Origin of the sequence: Shewanella intestini, assembly GCF_018221465.1 — a bacterium.
GTDB classification, from domain to species: Bacteria; Pseudomonadota; Gammaproteobacteria; order Enterobacterales; family Shewanellaceae; genus Shewanella; species Shewanella intestini.
The window spans coordinates 116,599-136,125 of record NZ_JAAIKR010000012.1; the positions used below are offsets into that span (position 1 = coordinate 116,599).

The window sequence follows — 19,527 nt, forward strand, 5'->3', positions numbered from 1 at the left end:
CTTTTAGCTTAGTGATCATTTCAGAAATTTAAATAGTCGTTGCTTGAGTTCGGCTTGCTCACGTTCTGACTTCGTCAGCTACAACGGCGAAACCACGACCTTGCTCACCAGCACGTGCAGCCTCAATAGCAGCATTCAGTGCTAATAAATTCGTTTTCGCAAGCATGTGTTAACCTAATTTATCCGTTTGCAGCCATAAAAAAGTCGGCTCCAACAACCGTTGAAGCCGACATAATTAAGCACCATTTGTTCGGTGGATTCGCCACCGCAAATAACTAACCGGGTTACTCGGTCGCTTTTGTTTCAGGGTAAAGTGCATTCCACCACTGTGGCTGATCTTTTAATTGCATATCAAACCACGCTAAGGTTACATCCCACCAATCAAAACGGGCTTGTCGGCCATTGATATGATGGTCTTGACCATTAAACTCTATTAATTCCACTGGTTTATCTAACATCTTCAATGCGGTGTACATGTAATGGCTTTCACCCACGGGGACGTTTGTGTCAGCATTACCGTGTAGCAACAGTAATGGCGTGTTAATTTTATCAGCATGATAAAGCGGGCTGTGCTCTACATATAAGTCACGATTATTCCATGGGAAGCTACCTTTACTTGCCACCCCTGAGTAACCATAACCCCACCAGCCATATCCCCAATATGCTGACAAGTTACTGATACCAGCATGCGCCATTGATGCGGCAAAGATATCGGTTTTAGTGGCTAAATACATTGTCATAAAGCCACCGTAAGACGCGCCCATATTCCCCACTCGTTTTGGATCAACAAAACTGTGGGCTTTTAAAAACGCTTGCGTGCCTTCAATAATATCGTCAGCACTGTAATCGCCCCACGCATTCACATGACGTCCACTAAACGCTTGGCCATAACCCGTCGCGCCATTTGGCTGCAATACATACACCACGTAACCTTGAGCAGCCCATAAGTTAAACGGCCAGCGACCGGTAAAGTTACGAGTTACCGGTGACGTGCCGCCATAGTAATATACCAATGCAGGGTATTTTTTATTGGCATCAAAATCCGTCGGTAAATACACACGACCATCGATATTGTGGCCATGTTTATTGGTAAAATCGAAATCTTGTATTTGACCAATGCGCGTGTTGGCGTAACTTTGTGCTTGGCTATCAAACATCAATGTCTTTTTGCCCGATTTCATTAAATATGCTTTTTGTGGCACCGTCGCTGACACACCAGCAAATGCAATCACAGGCTTAGATAAACCCGAGGCGACACTAAAGCGATTCACCATATCAACGCCCGTTTTGAGCTTATTAAAACGCTGACGGCTGAAGTCATATAAGTACAGTTGACCACGGTCACCTTCGCTTACACGTAACACTAAGTCGTCATTATCAAGCTTACTTGCTGCGCCAATAGCAGGGTCAAAGTCTTTACTTAATGCCACCACGTTGCCGTCATTACTGCGCCAGTACAACTGTCCGTCGTAGTTATTGACCACCACAGACTTGTCTTGCACGCCGAGGGCATTCATAAAGTCAGGCCCAGCCATAATGTACATGCCATCGTCGGTGTACGTAGCGTGATTAAAGGTACGATATTCGCCAATAAGGGTTTCCGCTAACGAATTAACATTAAGCTCAATCAGTTGCGTCAAGCTATGCGCCGGTTCTTTATAATCAACAGGGGAGCGAGTGATTAACACATTACCGCTCGCAGCGTTTTGGTCGAGTAAATTACTGCTCAATTTGCCATGGGTTAACTGACGCATAAAGCCAGAATCTACATCTAATAAATAAACTTGGCTGTTGTTACGCCAATAACTCCAACGGTCTTGCAGGGCCTGAAAGCGCTTAGTGGTCGCCTTTTCATCGGCCTTAAACGGTTTTTGCCAACTGAATAATAAATTATCGCCAAACCATTGAAGATTAGACACATTGTCAACATTGCTGCTAACAACATTAATGCTCATGTCTTTTATATTAAGCCGTTGTATTTGTTTGTTGGCTACAAATGCCAATTGCTTGCTGTCTTGTGCCCACACCGCGCTAGTTGGAGCGTTATCTTGCCAGCGGTATAGCACTCGTTTATCAGACACTTGCACTAATTCCGTCACTTTCGTGGCTTTATCGCCATTGCCCGCTAAATATTCTGAGCTGGTTTGTAGCAAATACTTACCATTAGGTGACAGGGTTAAGGCGCTAATCACTTTTGAATCAAACAATTGCTCATACGACACACGGTGCGTGTCGGTGGTAACAAAGCTTGGGCTATCGATCTCTGCCTTACCTTGCCAATCTAAGCTAAACGGCACATCTTTACTGCGGCCATCGGCCAAAACCAACACTTGGTAATCACCCGTGCGTAAGTTCAGTTCAGCTTCTGCACCCGATTTAAGCAACTCACCGTTTACATATACTTGCGGATTATCTAAACCTGCAACCGTTAAGGTACCTTGAGTGTAGCGCTCAGTGCTAATTTGCACCTTGTAAGCCACCCAACCGCTTTTATCGGTTGATTTAGTGGCTACATGCCATGAATAGTCATCACCAAATAGTGTCATCCCTTGTTGTGACTGGCTTAACGACTGAACTAAATTGCTGCGTAATACATCACTGTGAGCGCCAACAGACAAGGGTTGTGAGGTGCTAACGGCAACGGGGCCAAGGCGTTGAATATTGGTTTTATCGATTTCAGCACCGTGGCTGATACCTGAAAACGCCAAAGCTAAACTGGCGCAAACCAGTGATACTGCTTTCATGGGGCATCCCTTTTTTTATTGATTATTTTAATGGTTGTTGCAACGACAACATCCGCCACCTTTGACATAGGCTGCAAAAAGAACATGGTGACTGTAATGGTAAATTGCATAATTTGTTTCATCATTGTTAGCTGGCCAGTGTGGCAAAATTAACCTGATAAATCATCCGTTTTACTGCAAAAATGGCCCAATAATTTGCAAGAGTTTGTGTCAATACACCAACACTGTTGAGTGACAACAGGCTTGATTATGTTGTTCCGCGCGCATACAATTGCCGCGTCTTTGGGGAGTAACTTGCCATAAACAATCATTAAACCCATGCGCACCACGTGGCATGTTTAATTGATTTAATTGGCTTGTACATCAACATAATTGGTGCAAAATCACCATGGTGTACAAGATCCAGCGCCAGCTGAATTTAGTGAGACCATAGACAATGAACACTAACCGAGGTGGGGCGTGGGCATTGTCTTAGGTTTATCACTGTTCCCCGCCTCCATAAGTCAGTTCCCTGTGAGCGTATTAGCCGTATCGATTACTACCGTAGCCCTTGCTGAAATTGGTGATAAAACCCAGTTGCTGTCGTTGTTACTTGCCAGTCGCTATCGAAAACCATTACCCATCATTACTGCAATATTTTTAGCCACCCTTACCAACCATGCATTAGCGGCATATTTAGGCGTTGTCATTGCAGATTACTTGTCACCAGAGGTATTAACTTGGGTGCTCGCGACAAGCTTTATAGCGATGGCTGCATGGATTTTAGTGCCAGATAAATTCGATGATGACGAGAAAGTGTCAAATAGAGGGCCCTTTGTCGCCAGCTTTATAGCGTTTTTCATTGCCGAAATTGGTGACAAAACTCAAATAGCGACTTCTATCTTGGGCGCACAATACATGGATGCATTAGCGATGGTAGTGATAGGCACGACTATCGGCATGTTGCTAGCGAATGTCCCCGTGGTGCTCATCGGCAAGCTTTCTGCCGACAAATTACCGTTAGCGTTAATACGAAAAGTCACGGCCTGTTTATTTGTGGTTTTAGCATTCGTGGCTATCGGTTGGTGATACTGGCTTCACACTTGCTATTAATCCATTTCATGTCGATGACAATATTAATAAAAAACGGTCGTCTTTTTTAGCGGTCTTCGTCTTATGAGTAATCAGTTTGAATAACGGCGTTAAAGACATCTGATATGCGCCACCGAATTAGCGCTAAGATTTGCCCATTTGTGCAACGCGAAACCACAGTATTCGCGGCGGCAAACTTTGCCGATAGAAGTAAATACATGCGTTTAAGTGACAAACCACAATGGTGTTTTGCTCTAAACTAATGCTCAAGTCCCCGTTATGGTGACAAATATGGCGACTGTACCATTTGAGTTAGACACCATTATTGAATACATTGAAGGTGAATCTGATGCATTAAAGCAACATGTCACTAACGAGCAATATCTTTGGGATAATGGTTCATTCACACGGTTATCAGCTGCGCTTTTGCATGACGTTAACCCACCTTGAAGGAGTGTTTATGGTAGCCCCAACCACGATTAGCATTGAAACCATTTGGGCGGAATATCGCAGTAGTTTGCGTGCTTTTCTCAGTAAAAATGTCTCAAACCATGCTGATGTTGATGACTTACTGCAAGAAGTATTGATCAAGAGTTATCACAACTTAGAAACCATTAAAGACACGAAAAAACTCAAGTCTTGGCTGTTTCAAATAGCTAATCACACCATGATTGATTTTTATCGTAAACGCGCCAAAAATCAAACCAGTGAATTACAGCAAGAGCATGATTGTGCATTAGAAGAAACTGATGATATTTTTGAGCAAATGACCGACTGCATCACCCCTTTTATAAAAGGTTTATCTAAAGATGAGGCGGCATTACTTACTGCTGTAGAGCTAGAAGGGATTGCCCAAAAAACCTATGCTGAGCAACAAGACATCAAGTATTCAACGTTAAAGTCGCGGGTACAAAAAAGTCGTCAGTCGTTGTATGCGCTATTTAATCAATGTTGTGATTTTCAGCTCGACGCTAAGGGGAATCTGGTGTCGTATACGCGTAAAAATGGCCATAACGGTGGTGGTAATTGCTAACCGATTGACCGCCATTAACGCGCCCGCCTTATTTGGCGCTGCGCCACGTAAACCATGGCGCGCACCATATTAGCGTTAGTTGGCCGCTGGTGTCGGATGACGTCCTGCCATTGGCTCAGGGGCAAAACTGTCGCCGTAGTCTCTATCAAACTCGGCTTCGTCCACTTTCACCCCTTTGAAATGCTCAACCACCATGTAATTAACCGGCACTAAAATGAGCGTAATAAAGGTGGCAAAGATAATCCCAAAGCCCAGTGATATTGCCATTGGAATTAAAAACTGCGCCTGAGTCGATTGCTCCATTAACAACGGCATTAAGCCAATAAAGGTCGTTAAACTGGTTAGCATAACGGGCCTAAAGCGTTTGGCGCCGGCAGTTAATACCGCTTCAACTAAGTCCATACCTTTAGCACGTTTCTTATTAATAAAATCAACTAAGACTAACGAGTCATTCACCACTACGCCCACCAGCGCCAGCATCCCTAGAATACTGAAAATAGTTAATGCTGAACCCATTATCCAGTGCCCTATTACCGCACCAATTAAACCAAATGGGATCACGCTCATTACAATAAACGGCTGTATGTATGACTTAAATGGAATCGCCAATAAGCTGTATATCATAAAGCACACAAACACTAAGCCCCATTGCAATGAACCAAAGCTCTCACTTTGCTCTCTGGCCTCACCTTCAAGTGAATGGCGCACCCCAGGGTATTGAGCCACTAAGCCATCAAGATAGGTTTTTAAGTCGGCCTGCAAGATGGTCATATTGGTGTTGTCTTTATCAACATCGGCAGTGACATTAAGCACCCGATATCGGTCAATACGCTTAATGGTTGACGGACTTTTGCCTGCGGTCATTTTAGCGACATGCCCCAATGGCACTTGTGCGCCTTGGCTGGTACTGATCAACACTTTTTCTAAATCGGCTAATGATTGACGTTCATTTAACGGTAAACGTACCATCACTCGAATATCGTCACGTCCACGTTGAATTCGCTGTACTTGCGAACCAAAATAGAAGCTACGTATTTGATTAGTGACTTCTTCACGAGTAAAGCCCAATGCTTTACCCTGCTCTGTCAGTTCAATAAGCAACTCTTCTTTACCGTTAGATAAGCTGTCAGATATATCAAACACCGTTGGATAAGTGCCTAAATGCGTTTTCACTTGATCAGCAATTTCTCGTAAGGTTTCCAGTGAATTGGCACTTAACTGCACATCAATTGGGTCAGAACTTCGGCCAATTTCAGCACGGTAAGTTACCGACTCAGCACCGGGTACATTGCCAACCATCCGTCGCCATTCGGCCAATAATTGTCCTGAGGTAATATCAGATTCACGTTTTTCTGGCGGGGTAATTTCAAAGCGAACACTGCCCGCATTTGAAGTGCCACCACGGCCACCTGTGCTGGCCAAAATATTTAAAATAATGCTTTGGTTAGTGTCATCATCAATGTATTTGTCCTGCAATATTTTGGCTTTAGCCGCAATATCAATAATGTGCTTATTCGTGACTTCAAACGGTGTGCCCGCAGGCATAGTCAAGCTTAAGCGTACGGTTTCACTTGGAATGCGCGGGAAAAAGGTAAACTTGGTCCAGCCTGTCATTAATAGAGCAAAAATAATAAACAACATCCCAGTAAATAAGCTTAATGTCGCGGCTTTATTTTTTAAGGCGATGCGTAAAACCGGTTGGTAAAACCTGATAATGGCGCGTTCAAAACCATCGGCAAAGTTTTGCTGCATTTTTTCAAAGCGGTTTTGCTTTTGATTTTGGTGGCGCATCTTAATGTTCTTAAGATGCGCTGGCAGCACGAACTTAGACTCAATTAATGAAAACAGCAGCACGGGGATCACCACAATGGCGATTTGCGCAAAAATAGCGCCGCGGTTGCCCTCAATAAACATCATCGGTAAAAAGGCAGTCACGGTGGTTAAAATACCAAAGGTAACAGGTGCAGCAACTTCTTTGGCACCGTTAATTGCGGCTATTTCACCGTTGGGAGCCGTTTTTAAATGACTATAAATATTTTCCCCGGTGACAATGGCGTCATCCACCACAATCCCCAGCACTAAAATAAACCCAAATAGGCTCATCACATTCAGTGACACATTGAAAAACGGCATAAAGATAAAGGCACCCATAAACGACACGGGAATACCAATAAACACCCAAAAAGCAATGGAGGGACGCAAAAACAGCGTCAGCAATAACAAGACCAAAATGCCCCCTTGCATGGCACTGCCTGCAAGAGTGGCAATACGATTTTTAACAATTTCTGAGTCGTCATCCCAGTAACTTAAGCTGTAACCGTTTGGCAAAGTGGCTTGGCGAGAATCAATGTAACCTTTCACTTTATCGGCCACATCAATCGCGCTTTGTTGACCAATACGGTACACATCAATAAATGCGGCTTGTTCGCCATTAAAACGTGTGCGCACGGGGGTTTCTTCAAAGCCGTCAATCACATTGGCAATGTCGCTTAAACGAATAATCGTTCCGTCTGCCGCCGTTTTAATAGCAATGTTAGCAAACTCGTCTTTATAGTACGCTTGGCCTTTTGAGCGCAATAAGATATCGCCGCCTTGGGTTTTCAAGTTACCCGCGGAGATATCCGTGCTCGATGCATTAATGGCTCTGGCAATTTCGCTTAAGGTAAGTTGGTATTGTTGCAACTTATCTTGCGGCACCGCTAAGGTGACTTCGTAGTTTCGAACCCCACTTAAATCAAGCTGAGTAACGCCATCAAGGCGCAATAACTCATCACGCACAACTTCGGCAAATTCTAAGGTTTCCTTTTCGCTGTATTTACCGGTAACGGTAACAGCAATCACTTCACGCTTACGTTGCGCCAGAGCAATGACTGGCTTTTCAGCGTCTGCAGGAAAGGTATTAATAGCGTCAACTCGGCTTTTAATATCCGTGAGCAACTCACGCGGGTCATAGCTACTTTCAACTTCAATACTGACGTTTGATGCTGCCTCAGAAGAATTAGAAGTGATCTTTTTAATGCCTTCAAGATCTTGTATCGCCTCTTCAACACGAATAGTCACCCCTTGCTCGACATCTTCAGGGGTTGCACCGCGCAGTGAAATATTTACTGATACCACTTCTGAATCGACACTTGGAAACACCTCAAGCGGAATACGAGTAGATAATGAACCTAAGCCAATCACCAACAAAAACAGCATTAATAAGTTGGCCGCAACATGGTTACGAGTAAACCAAGCAATCATTGTTGCGCCTCCTTATGCTTAGTGTCTTTATCCGCTTTACGAGGTCGGTCAGCCTTGGCCATATCACCTGAACGCTGGGCTCGTTCTTTATTTGGCTTGTCCATGCCAGCAACGGCGACAGGAGTACCAGAACTGACTTGCCCTAATGAGGTTAATACTAAGTCATCATTTGCATTAAGCCCTGATGCAATCACCGCATCGTGGCTGTTTTGCCACAATACCGACACTTCCGTGCGCAATAACTTGCCCGCTTGCACCACATACACGTAACTGCCTTGATAGATTGATTTAGTCGGAATGACAATGGCATCCGTTAATACTTTTCCTTGAATGTTGGCCGTTAAGTATTGGCCAATTTTAAGGGGCATTTGCTTGTGACTTTGGTAACTGAATGGATCGTCAATTTGAGCCACCACATACAGTTGTTGTGAGCTGTTATCTATTGCACCTTCAGTGCGATCTAACTGTCCTTGCCAGTGTTGAACCCCAATAAGGTCTGACTCAAATTGCACTGGTGCAACCGCGGTTTTACCTTGCTCAGGAAGGTCAACTAGCGCCAAATCTTTGTTATTAATTGGCAGACGAATTTCAACATAATCGGTGGCGTAAATAGTGGCTAACTGTGCATTAGTTGTCACTACGCGGCCAACATCGACACTTTTTTCTAAAATACGGCCATCAAATGGCGCAACAATTTTAGTCCGCTCTAATGCTAATAACGCTTTATCAAGTTGGGCTTGATTAGACAACATAGCGGCTTGCGCTGCAGCTAATTGTGGTTGGCGTAGTACCAACTCAGTAGGTTCACGGCCATTGCCTAAACGTTTCCAGTCGATCAATGCTTGGTCAACGCGGGCTTGTTCTTCTTGCAGACCTTGTTTGGCTTGCAATAACCCTGCTTGAGCAATTTTTACCTCAGCCAAATAATCTCTGTCATCGAGTTGCACTAACACTTCGCCTTTATTAAAAAAGCCGCCTTCACGGAAGTTAGCGCTAATTGACAAAATTTGCCCAGAGGCTTGGGTCACTAAAGAACTTTGAGTGCGCGGTTTTACCACACCAAAACTGCTGACTTCAATTTGATAGTTTTGTGGAATAATTTGCCGAACTTCTACTGCGACATTACTCACAGGCTTTTTACCACCGCGCTTTGAGCTAGGTGGATTACTGGTAATCACCATAATAACGGCAACAACAACGGCAATAATGACGGCTGGGACAAGGTATTTTTTATTCATAATATTATTCATCTTGGGTTACACCAGCATCAAGATCGCCACCTAACGCTAGGTGCAATTGAATACGGTTAGCAATAATTTGATTTTTTAAATTGATCACAGAGGTTTGTGCCACAAACGAGCGTGTTTGGGCGTCGAGCACCGTGGTATAACTTTGTAGCCCGAGTTGATATTGTTCAAACGACAAGGTTTCGGCTTGTAGCGCATTGGCTTGCGACTTGAGGGTTGCTTGATATTGCAGCTGCAAGCTAGCATCGAGGTCTAAGGCGTTTTCTACCTGTTCAAAGGCAGTAAATAAGGTGCTGAGATATTGCTGCTCTTGTTGTTTCAGCTGCAGTTTTTGTTGCTCTGTTTGTGCTTTTAAGCGCCCAGCATTAAAAATCGGTGAGGTTAGCCCAGCAAACACAGACCAACTGCTAAAGTCGCCATCAAATAAATTGCCAAACTCGCTGCTATTAGTGCCAACACTGCCACCTAACTTTAATGATGGGTAACGTTGTTTTTGGGTGTACGCGACACTGGCATCTTGGGCGAGCAGTTGATACCAAGCACTTTGCAGTGCAGGCTTACGTTTAACTAACTCACTAGGCACGCCTACTTCAATGCCTTTAGGTAATAGTGGTAGTTTGGCGTTAACCATTAATTTAGCGGCTGGATACCCTCCTAATAAACGCTCCAATTGGCGGATGTCAGAATTTAACTGAGTACGTTGACCATAAAGATTCGATTGTTCGTTATAAAATTCATTTTGGGTTAAATACACATCTAACGCGGTATTTAATCCTTGCACATAACCTGACTCAATAATCTCAAAGCTAACCTTGGCATTGTCGGTGCGGCGTTTATATAACTTAACCAGTTGTTGCGATGTCACTACTTGATAATAAGCACTCACTACTTCGGCCACTAAATTGTCGCGCGCTTGTTGATAATTCGCTTCAGCGGTTAGTAGGTTTAGCTTGGTGACTCTGGCGTTATCAGATAATTTGCCCCAGATATCTATCTCGTAGTTTACATCTAAGCTTAAACTGTTGGTGTTAGTTTGGGTGTCATTATTGCCATTTCGCCCAGTGTTGAGTGCACCCGTTAGTTCAGGCCAAAAGTTAGCGTCACTAACAACAAGCTGCTGCTTGTTAACTTCTACATCTAAGGCCAGTTGAATAAGGTCTTGATTACGATTAAGTGCAATGCTGGCAAGTTCTAACAACTGTTGCGTGGCAATGGCATCGACCCAGGGTTGGTTTTGTTGTAATGATTGAGCACTGGTATGCCACGTTTGCGGCAACTCAGGATTAACCTGCTTATCATCAATATACGTTTTGCTGCTGCAGCCGGCTAATATGCCCAACGAGATTGCAATTAACGTTGCAGTAAGGGGGGAATTCATCGAACTCACTTCCAAAATGTCATTATTTTTATGTTAACGATTTTAGAGATTTACAACTAAAAGTTACAGCCTTTACTCGGTAACTTTGCATGTTTTTACAAAGTAACAACTGTGTCGTTATTTAATGTCGATATCAATAGTTTATTTGGGGAACTCACAACAACAAAACACCCATCAAATCCAAACAATTAGTAAGACTAAACAAACACTTAAACTTAAATGGTGATATTTGCATTGATGATGTAATGCCGCTGCATCACTACCTTGCTATAAGACATACTTTCTTACATTCATCGCTTATCGACCAGTGAATTGACCGCTATCAATCATGGCTGAGATGTAAACTCAATAGATAAACGCTTAGTTGGGAGGGTGACAACGCAATAACAGCGTAAAGAGAAGAATAAGAGAAACCGAATTTTTAACAGAAGTACTGAACTTCAGTCATCAATATATGAGCCAACAAACGGTACAGCCAAACAGAATAAGATAAGCTGTAAACATTGCACTGAATTAACAAACTATACCGCTATGTACGGAAAATATGGTTACTACATTCATTGCAACCAATGCGCTAAAAATACTCAAATGAAACACCCCTGCCATAAATGCCAAAGTAAGCACACTAAAGTACAAAAACGCAAAGAGTCTTATACATTGCATTGCCAAGATTGTGGTTTTGGGCATCAGATAATCTAAGGATTAAATAAATTGAACAGCATGCAAAATGGCAAATTGGTTCGTTGGAATACTTATCAAGGCTATCGAAGCGTTAATAAACAACAAGCCATATTGAATGGCTCAATATGGCTTGTTAGGTTTTTGTGATTATTTATTCAAGCTTCATTTGATCACCCGCTTGAAAGAACCATGTTTATGGGTGAAGTCGCTGAAACAATGAATCTTTAAGCTCTGCTCTGTGATGCTTTAATTGATGCATGGCTTCATCATCAATCGGTGCACCTCTTAGTTCTAACTTTCTAATTTCTTCGTCTAAGTCATTATATTTTTTGGTATCAACTGCAAAGCGTTCATCGCTTGCAACCAGTTTGACAATGATATCTTTATGTTCTGGAAACTCGTTCAACAGGGAATGGTTTTCACCTAGCATGGACACCTCTTCTTATCTGATTAATAGACTTTAAAGCAGTATAGGACACTCAGAGTCGTTCTTCATGTCAGACTCAAGCTTACACTTTATTTAAGCTAAGATGACAAAGCATAAATACACGTTAATCTAATTGCTCATAGCACAGTTATCACCTAAAAATATGTCACTCATTCAAGGTTATTTGTCATCAAAACAAGCCTGAATCAAGCTAAAAGGCATATCAGGCACTAAGCCGAAGTGAGTTTTTAAAGCGGTAAAGTATGCTGCCTTATCCGTTAATTCTTGTTCGATGACACCACTGTGCGTTGTGATTTTCAAATGTTGATTAGCTAACGTTGTTACGCCTTCTGCAGTGGCGATAGCGGCAATGCACATTAAGGTAAAATGCGAGCTAGGGTGTGTTGACGAAAAATGATTTGCTACCACTAAATCGTTATCGCAGACATAGGTCATGTCCAAACTGTATAAGTCTTTCCAAGCATCAAGGTGATGGATTTGCAACATCACCCCAAAGCGATCGTCTTCAATAAAGCGAAAACATTGCAAGTCAGTATAAAGTGGCTCGTTTAATCTTATCGGTAAGGGCGCACGTGGAGTAAACGCACCAAAACCTGCATCCACTAACCATGGTTTATTATCAATGGTCACTAACGACACGCGGTGACCACGGCCAGTAGGCTGTTCAAGTAAATGCACCCTGCCCAGTAAGGCGCGTACTTCAAAACCTAAGCTACTAAGCAAGCTCAATAACAAGCCGTTAAGCTCATGACAATAACCGCCTCGTTGTTGATGGATCAGCTTTTCAAATATCGCATCATCATCAAGGTTGATAGCTTGGCCGTTAATGACTGAAAAATTCTCAAATGGTAATGAACGATGCTGCGCCTGATGAATTTGACGCAAGTTATCTAATGATGTTTGAGTATTAATGGGTAAACCAATGCGTTGAAAGTATTGCGTTAATTGCTGTTGTTGCATGCTATAACCTAACTGACTTAAAGAGGGGCTAATTTGTTGCTGGGCAGCTTACAACCTCAAGCTAGGTTGAGGTAAAGCCTTTTTTTCACCTTATAGATAACCTGTCGCAGCAATGCAGGCTTATACGTTAAACAACAGCTGTCGCGGGAAGCAACTTATGCTTTAAACAACAACGCTGTCGCTGCAAGCATAACCTGACATAGCCAGTAGACTGCTTTCAATCACTTAGCTCAAAGATAAAACCATAAGCTGACATAAAATATAACCATAAGCTGACAAATTTCTAGCGCTTATCTTTATTAGTAAACCTATTTGTATTTAAATTACATTAAGTGTTCTTTGATATATGTAGATACAGCTGTAGATTTATAATAAATAGCAATATCCAAACAATTAATCGCTTTATTTTTTGAGATTACCCCTACAGGTATTGTATAGGTCTTCTTCCATCGGCCGCCGTGTTCAATCATAGTTTTGAATAAATTAAGCTCATCCATTTATGCAGCCATCATCAAAGGCGTATATTTCATTGAATTCATCCGATGCTCTAGTTCACGTCAGCGCCTTTCCTTATAATAACTCCCCTAACTGTGTACAAATTTACTTGACCACATCAGCCATTTATGTGGTCCTGATCTGGATGCGTTGATATTACCAAATCCACTTCGTCAGTTAAATAATGCTCTTTCACATGATGAAGCAATTTTTGACCATCATCTTTATAACCACCGTCGATAATGATTACTGTTTGTTCGTCTCTACCCCCATGTAAGTTGCCATACCTTAGTGCAATAGCGTCACCGCTATTCGATTTTTCACCTACTGCTAAAATATCAATTTCATAACCCATATTATTTATTAGCTCCAATCTTGTGATGTTAACAATTGGGTTGCAAGTTTAATTTTTTTTGGTGAAATAACTGAGATGTAAATCACAGGTTAATTAATTGCTTGTCTCATCGCTTGTTCCTTGAATTAATTTAGAGTGAGGCACTCGACTAATTTTGCGGTAAATTGTTTAAATACAATAACAAGCCGCTAAAACTTCAAACATTTCCTCGGTGATAGTTCGTTCTAAGACATTAATATCTGAATTATAGGTAATATATCTAGATGTATTACTATTTATTAACCTTACTAATATTCGAGTATAGAAAGTAACGTAGTTAAATGATTAAACTGTGATTATTGTCAATTATTCTTTACGCCTGTTGGCGTGTATAAATAATGAACTTAAATTTATAAAAAATACTGGAACTTGGAATGTTAAAGAAGATAAATATTATCCTGTCATTAATGATATTCACATTTATTTCTTTTCCTATATTAGCCGATGAAGTAGGCACTATTGATGGACAATTCAATGTCAATAATTTCGGTGATCCTAATTACCATATCCAGTTAATTGTTCCAGACTCAATCAATCATTTTACTCCAGCACTTGCCCTTGACTATAACCCTAATATTGCCAATAACGAATTCACTAAAGGCTGGGCGCTTTCTGCAAAATCCACAATTTCAACCTGTATTGCCCCCGAGCGTACTCAACATTATTGGCATCATCATGAATATGTGCCCGATTTATGTCTTGATGGCAAACGGTTAGTACTTGTTAATGGTAAACATGGAAGCCGTGGTGCTGAATATCGTCAAATTAATAATGATAATATTAAAGCTGAAATCGTTGATTATGGTACGGATAACGAACATCCATTACCGACAAAAATGAAAGTATATGATGGTCATGGTGGCTATGGTGTATATCAAGCCAACACAAATAACGACAATGCATATGTATTAGCCAGAACTGAGCAGTATGATAAGAATAATAATGTAATAAATTATCAGTGGGATTTTTCAGGGGACTGTTTTCTATGTTTGAAAACAATACAGTATGGATTTAAAAAAGGTGAATTCGGTGGACAACAATTCCAAGTTAAATTTAATTATAAGTCTTCTTCACCTCAATTAATATCAGGACATGGTGGCACATTTAAACTCGATGATGTTATCGATAATATTGAATTTTCATTTAATGGCTCCTCACTCTATCAATATCGTTTAACCGTCGATAACGCGCAAGTTAACGGTGATTATATTGCCAAGCATCTCAGTGAAATAACACGTTGCAGTGATATGTATCATTGCATATCACCAACTAGATTCACCTATCAATCTACTGGGTTACCCGCACTTTCTCTACCCCAAACATTAAATGGAACTGATTATAAAAACTTGCACGATTTTACTTTTGGTGATGTTGATGGAGACGGGGATAAAGATTTTGTCGGAATTAACCAAAATAACAAGGTGGTGGTCAGCGTTAATCAATCAGGTAATTATTCTGCCTCACAAGCGCTACCGCTAAGCGCGGCAATTTCAAGTGCTTTTCATAACAAAAATATACTCAAAGACATTAAATCTATAAAAATTGATTTACTTAACGAGACTGATATGGGTCCTTTGGGTAAGCGCATCTCCTGGAGTGATATTGCTGTCACAACTAATACTGGTGTATTTATTAGTCAATTTAATAGGCAAAATAAAACATTTTCGCCTTTTAAATTGGTGTATGACCGCAGTATAAAATGTAGTGACCGAGTTGGCACCTCCCACACGGTTGATTGTAAAGATATGCAATACCTTACAGGAGATATTCATTACGCTGATATTAATAATGATGGCTTTATGGATTTGGTTGAAGTGCCAACTTATGGCTATTCAAACAAAGATGATGCAAACTCACGTCATTCGTTCGCTACTAACAAATTAGGCCTTTCAGATACTCAAATTAAAGATGTAGATAATTATGGTAGCGTGAAGTTTAATGACATCAGTGTATTTTATAGTATTGCTAAGGCAACGCAGGAACATTACAAGTTTGGGGATTACTACAGTCACGGTTTATCAAAGTCGGCTCTAGCATCTAGTATTAGTCTCTATAAAGAAAACAGCATCCATTTCTTACCCAATATTAAATTTAATCCTTATATTACTAATCCTAGTGATAAGCCAACATTTGTGTCTTCGGCATTAGAAAGTCAGCCTCAACGCTGCTTTAGGGCGCAAAAAGGTGTGACGAATAAAGATGAATTTAGTCCATTAAATACCATCGCAATATCTAGTTCAACGGGAGCAAGCCTTAAACGCCCTAAGCTATTTGATACGCAAGGAACGTGTGAACGAGAAGTTTTTGTTGCTGATTTAAATGGTAATGGTCGATTAGATAAAGCGGTTATTGATAAAAATGGGACATTTTTTTATTTTGAACAGGGATTGAAAACAAGCAGCAACGATAAAGAAACGGCAATTGAATTCCTATCAGGCGGTAATAAATTTAGTAACGACATTAACAATTATCAACGTAACATCATTAATCGCAAGGATGACTTATCTAATGGATTAGTTAGCCGTGTAACTTACCCGCGTCAATTTCAAGACGTAAATGGCGATGGATTAGCTGATTTTGTTGAATATAAAGATGATGGTGTTTATGTTGCATTAAATGATGGCGCGTCATTATTGCCGTCTCGTTTATGGACGACATCTTTTGGTCGCAGAAGTGGTTATGACCGAGTAAGAAAAGAAGCAATAACAGGGCTTGGATATAATAACTGGGGTGAAGCAAGTAGATTTGTTAGCCAAATATGGTTTGAGGTTCCACCAAGAAAATTAATCGATGTCAATGGTGATGGGGTGGTAGATATAGTTGGGGCCAATGCCAATGGTGTCAAAATATTATTATCCAAGGCTCAAAAAGGCACACTTAACACAATAACAGATGGATTGGGGCGTCATGTTGACATTGAGTATGGTAAGCCTTCTCATCAACGTAGCGCGGTTTCGTTAGTTTCGTCATTGGGGGTCGTTTCAGCAAACAAATTGGTTGTGACGAAAGTAACCAGCTCAGCAAAAGGATTTAAGAAAAATCTAGATTATAGTTATTATAACTTCGTTAAAAACCCTCAGTTACATTTATTGTCAGGCTTTCAAACAGTAAAGGTGACAGAGAATACTCTGCTTGGCCAAAGAGTGACAAACTCCATCTTTTATCCCGATCCATTATTGTCAGGGCACCCTTATTCCACCAAGATGACACTCAGTGGGAAGCTTATATATCAAAAAGTACATTCGTTTGAACTTATATCTTCTGCTGTTACGCATTCGGGGGCCACTACTGGATACGAATATCCACATCAATTAGCTTATAACGTGTTGGATAAAGGGTACACAGAAACGAAAAGTGGAATTACAAACAGTCAATCCAATATTTCCTTTGATAGTTACCGTAACCCTTTAAAGGTAAAAGAATGCAAAGAGAAGCAAGGATGTCGTGACATCACATTCTCATACGCAAATTCAAACCCAATCAAGCCGCAATGGGAGTTGGATAGGCCTGTTAGTCGTACGATAATGTACGTTGATGACCTAATAGGAACACATAAAGATAAACAAGATTATACTTATGACAATACAGTTAATCCTACAACAATAAAACGCTATATAGACAGTGTTCTGACACAAACAATCGCGCTGACATATGACCGTTATGGAATTGTGTCAGCGAGTAATACCGCGGACAACACAACAAAACCTATCAGTCATCGACAAGAAAAATTCACCCATGTGTTGCAACAATGTCCGAGTTCCAGCAATCACTCAGGTATATTATTTCAACATCAAATACTTGAAAGTGGTTCGCATTGGATAAATGCAAGTACGGATTGTTTTGATAACACAGTACAAAATACGGTATATCATATTGACCAAGGTCAAAATATTACCGAGACTCAATACTCTCCTGCCGCCTTTAACTTAATTCAAGAAAAAAGCTATAACAAAGCTGCACCTTCAGTAAATAAGGTAACTCATTATCAATTTACATTTAGCCATATTGGCGAGCCGGGCACATATTTAGTACATAAAACAAGCGCTTGGGCGCCAGAAGAGAAAAACTATTTTGATGCAAAACAACGATGGGTTGAGAAGTCTCAAAAGCTTGTTGATGGTACTTCCTGGTCTGCAGTGTCACGTACCTTTAACTCTAATGATTTGGTGACATCATTAAGCTTGCCCTACCTAAAGGGGTATTCTCCACAATTTACTCACTATAAATATGATGACGCAGGACGAATACTGAGTATTAACCGCCCTTCAGACAATAACCTTTCCTTCCATTATAATTCGTTAAGCAAGCCTGATGTTGTCATTAGTGATAATCAAAATAACACCAAAACAATAAGTTATGATGGCTTTGGTCGCATTATTTCCATAGAAAATGCCTTAAATGATAATGTCTCTTATCAATATGCACCTTGGGCTGGTATTTCAAATATAACAGATGCTGTTAATCAGCAATGGCATGTCACTTATAATGGCGCAAGGCAACAGATTAAACTCGTTGACCCTTACATTGGTGTCCTGACGTTCGACCATGACAGCTTTAATAATCTAACAAGTGAACATTATGGTAATGGCGACATTGTTAATTATGCCTTTGATAACTTGGGGCGTTTGACCTCTAAGAGCAGTTCAAAAGACCATAAACAATATCGTTATTATTTTGATAGTTTAGGTAGAGAATTCAAGTCAGAAACATCATTGTCAGGACGTGTCACCTATAGAAAACAACGGACTTATTTCCCTTCTGGGCTACAAAAAAGCAAGAGCGTTTACGATACCAGTAGTGGGCATGCGGTGACCAATCTGGTTACTTACAACTATACCTCGTCAGGACAACTTAAAAACCAAACTGTAGACGGTTTAGGAATTGAAAATCATTATCTCAATGGCTATTTAGATTCAGTCAAAGGTTTAAATAATGGTCAATCTTTCATATCTTCGACGCTTGAGGCAAAAAACTTTTACACAGCTTACAAAAAACTTAAACAGGTTTATGTCAATCTAAAGTCAATGCAAGCAAGTTGTGATGCTCAGAAAAAAATAGTAGCAGACCACGAAAGAGGAAATGCCTTACCTTACAACCCTTTGCATAATGGCGTTGACCCTCGAATTGCAAGCGGGGTGCATTTTACTGGAGGGATTAATCCTGCCATAGCAAGTGGTTTTCATGCAACAGGTGCAATTAACCCAGCAATAGCAAGTCATGCGCATACATTGGGAGCAATGAGTGCTTCGGTGGCGGCTGCGCATTCTTTTGGGGCAATAGCCAGACAATCATTTGGCGCATCCCCTCCGCCTACTACAACATCAATAGTGAGAGGTTTGTTAGGTGGGAATTTGATTGATAACCACCATACAGACATCTTAAAAAGTTGTACTAATGGGCTTTCTGCTTTTCCTATTGATGCGCTGAATAACGCAGAGAAATTGCTGCCATCGTTGCACTTTGCCACCACTCATCCTATCGGTAGTATCAGCGGAACAACAAGTTACAATACATTCGATGTGTTGGCATTAACATTATTTACGGCGCATCATTCGATGCAACCCGAGATGTTATTTACTATCAAAAAACAAGATGCGTTGATATCAGCAAGTCATGTTGATTTTGGTAATGGAACCCAACAAAGTATCGTACGCATGTCTAATACAGGACAGATTGCTAACATCAAAACTGTTAGAGCTGGTGATAATCTTCAAAATATCAATTTTGATTATAATGATTTAAATTTGCTCAATACAAAAACAAATCTTATCACCGGTCGAACAGAGACATATCAGTATGATGATTTACAGCGAATTAGCCGTATTAACGTGTC

The 19,527-nt window shown here is 40.9% G+C and carries 12 protein-coding genes and 1 pseudogene; 5 read left to right on the forward strand and 8 right to left on the reverse strand.

The genetic code is table 11. From position 1 onward, the window contains the following. Positions 1 to 61 precede the first annotated feature (61 nt). Positions 62 to 157: pseudogene (locus tag G3R48_RS12590) on the reverse strand (methyl-accepting chemotaxis protein); the annotation flags it as partial. Between the two features lie 127 nt (positions 158 to 284). Then, entirely contained in the window at positions 285 to 2,744 is a 2,460-nt protein-coding gene (locus G3R48_RS12595) for an alpha/beta hydrolase family protein (protein ID WP_153665122.1), read from the reverse strand. Between the two features lie 513 nt (positions 2,745 to 3,257). Between G3R48_RS12595 and G3R48_RS12600 the strand changes: the two genes are divergently transcribed. The 4 genes from G3R48_RS12600 (at position 3,258) to sigZ (ending at position 4,848) form a co-directional block, all read left to right on the forward strand. Further along, the gene (locus G3R48_RS12600) at positions 3,258 to 3,812 is read left to right on the forward strand and encodes a TMEM165/GDT1 family protein (RefSeq protein WP_212593346.1); all 555 of its coding nucleotides are present in this window, start codon (positions 3,258 to 3,260) and stop codon (positions 3,810 to 3,812) included. A gap of 128 nt (positions 3,813 to 3,940) precedes the next feature. Continuing rightward, entirely contained in the window at positions 3,941 to 4,078 is a 138-nt protein-coding gene (locus tag G3R48_RS12605) for a thioredoxin domain-containing protein (protein WP_153665123.1), read from the forward strand. A 28-nt stretch (positions 4,079 to 4,106) separates the two neighbouring features. After that, a complete protein-coding gene (locus G3R48_RS12610; protein WP_153665124.1) occupies positions 4,107 to 4,265 on the forward strand; it encodes a hypothetical protein in 159 nt (52 codons plus the stop codon). A gap of 10 nt (positions 4,266 to 4,275) precedes the next feature. Continuing rightward, on the forward strand, positions 4,276 to 4,848 hold the full coding sequence (gene sigZ / locus G3R48_RS12615; RefSeq protein WP_153665126.1) for an RNA polymerase sigma factor SigZ: 573 nt from the start codon (positions 4,276 to 4,278) through the stop codon (positions 4,846 to 4,848). Positions 4,849 to 4,923: 75 nt separating this feature from the next. Here the strand turns inward: sigZ and G3R48_RS12620 are convergent, their stop codons facing one another. The 6 genes from G3R48_RS12620 to G3R48_RS12645 form a co-directional block, all read right to left on the reverse strand. Then, positions 4,924 to 8,091, reverse strand: a complete 3,168-nt coding sequence (locus G3R48_RS12620; protein WP_153665128.1) for an efflux RND transporter permease subunit — start codon at positions 8,089 to 8,091, stop codon at positions 4,924 to 4,926. Next, entirely contained in the window at positions 8,088 to 9,341 is a 1,254-nt protein-coding gene (locus G3R48_RS12625; protein ID WP_153665129.1) for an efflux RND transporter periplasmic adaptor subunit, read from the reverse strand. Before G3R48_RS12625 ends, G3R48_RS12620 begins: the two co-directional genes overlap by 4 nt. Next, complete coding sequence (locus G3R48_RS12630; protein WP_153665131.1) at positions 9,334 to 10,716, reverse strand: TolC family protein; 1,383 nt, start codon at positions 10,714 to 10,716, stop codon at positions 9,334 to 9,336. The genes G3R48_RS12625 and G3R48_RS12630 overlap by 8 nt, the downstream gene beginning before the upstream one ends. An 874-nt stretch (positions 10,717 to 11,590) precedes the next feature. After that, positions 11,591 to 11,827: an HP1242/YdcH family protein gene (locus G3R48_RS12635; protein WP_153665133.1), complete on the reverse strand. Its 237-nt coding sequence runs from the start codon at positions 11,825 to 11,827 to the stop codon at positions 11,591 to 11,593. 177 nt (positions 11,828 to 12,004) lie between these two features. Then, positions 12,005 to 12,805, reverse strand: coding sequence for an arylamine N-acetyltransferase family protein (locus G3R48_RS12640; protein ID WP_153665135.1), 801 nt, complete (start codon positions 12,803 to 12,805; stop codon positions 12,005 to 12,007). Between the two features lie 613 nt (positions 12,806 to 13,418). After that, positions 13,419 to 13,655: a ComEC/Rec2 family competence protein gene (locus tag G3R48_RS12645; RefSeq protein WP_194823907.1), complete on the reverse strand. Its 237-nt coding sequence runs from the start codon at positions 13,653 to 13,655 to the stop codon at positions 13,419 to 13,421. A 413-nt stretch (positions 13,656 to 14,068) separates the two neighbouring features. On the opposite strand from G3R48_RS12645, the gene G3R48_RS12650 reads away from it, so the two are divergent. Further along, positions 14,069 to 19,527 (forward strand): RHS repeat domain-containing protein (locus G3R48_RS12650; protein WP_212593344.1); only part of this gene is annotated, 5,459 nt, incomplete at its 3' end.

What these genes read in the sequence shown, in the direction of transcription:
- G3R48_RS12630 (WP_153665131.1), bottom strand. Translation starts at nt 10,716, where the DNA reads ATGAATTCCCCCCTTACTGCAACGTTAATTGCAATCTCGTTGGGCATA.
- G3R48_RS12645 (WP_194823907.1), bottom strand. Translation starts at nt 13,655, where the DNA reads ATGGGTTATGAAATTGATATTTTAGCAGTAGGTGAAAAATCGAATAGC.
- G3R48_RS12610 (WP_153665124.1), top strand. Translation starts at nt 4,107, where the DNA reads ATGGCGACTGTACCATTTGAGTTAGACACCATTATTGAATACATTGAA.
- G3R48_RS12625 (WP_153665129.1), bottom strand. Translation starts at nt 9,341, where the DNA reads ATGAATAATATTATGAATAAAAAATACCTTGTCCCAGCCGTCATTATT.
- G3R48_RS12605 (WP_153665123.1), top strand. Translation starts at nt 3,941, where the DNA reads ATGCGCCACCGAATTAGCGCTAAGATTTGCCCATTTGTGCAACGCGAA.
- G3R48_RS12620 (WP_153665128.1), bottom strand. Translation starts at nt 8,091, where the DNA reads ATGATTGCTTGGTTTACTCGTAACCATGTTGCGGCCAACTTATTAATG.
- G3R48_RS12640 (WP_153665135.1), bottom strand. Translation starts at nt 12,805, where the DNA reads ATGCAACAACAGCAATTAACGCAATACTTTCAACGCATTGGTTTACCC.
- G3R48_RS12595 (WP_153665122.1), bottom strand. Translation starts at nt 2,744, where the DNA reads ATGAAAGCAGTATCACTGGTTTGCGCCAGTTTAGCTTTGGCGTTTTCA.
- G3R48_RS12635 (WP_153665133.1), bottom strand. Translation starts at nt 11,827, where the DNA reads ATGCTAGGTGAAAACCATTCCCTGTTGAACGAGTTTCCAGAACATAAA.
- sigZ (WP_153665126.1), top strand. Translation starts at nt 4,276, where the DNA reads ATGGTAGCCCCAACCACGATTAGCATTGAAACCATTTGGGCGGAATAT.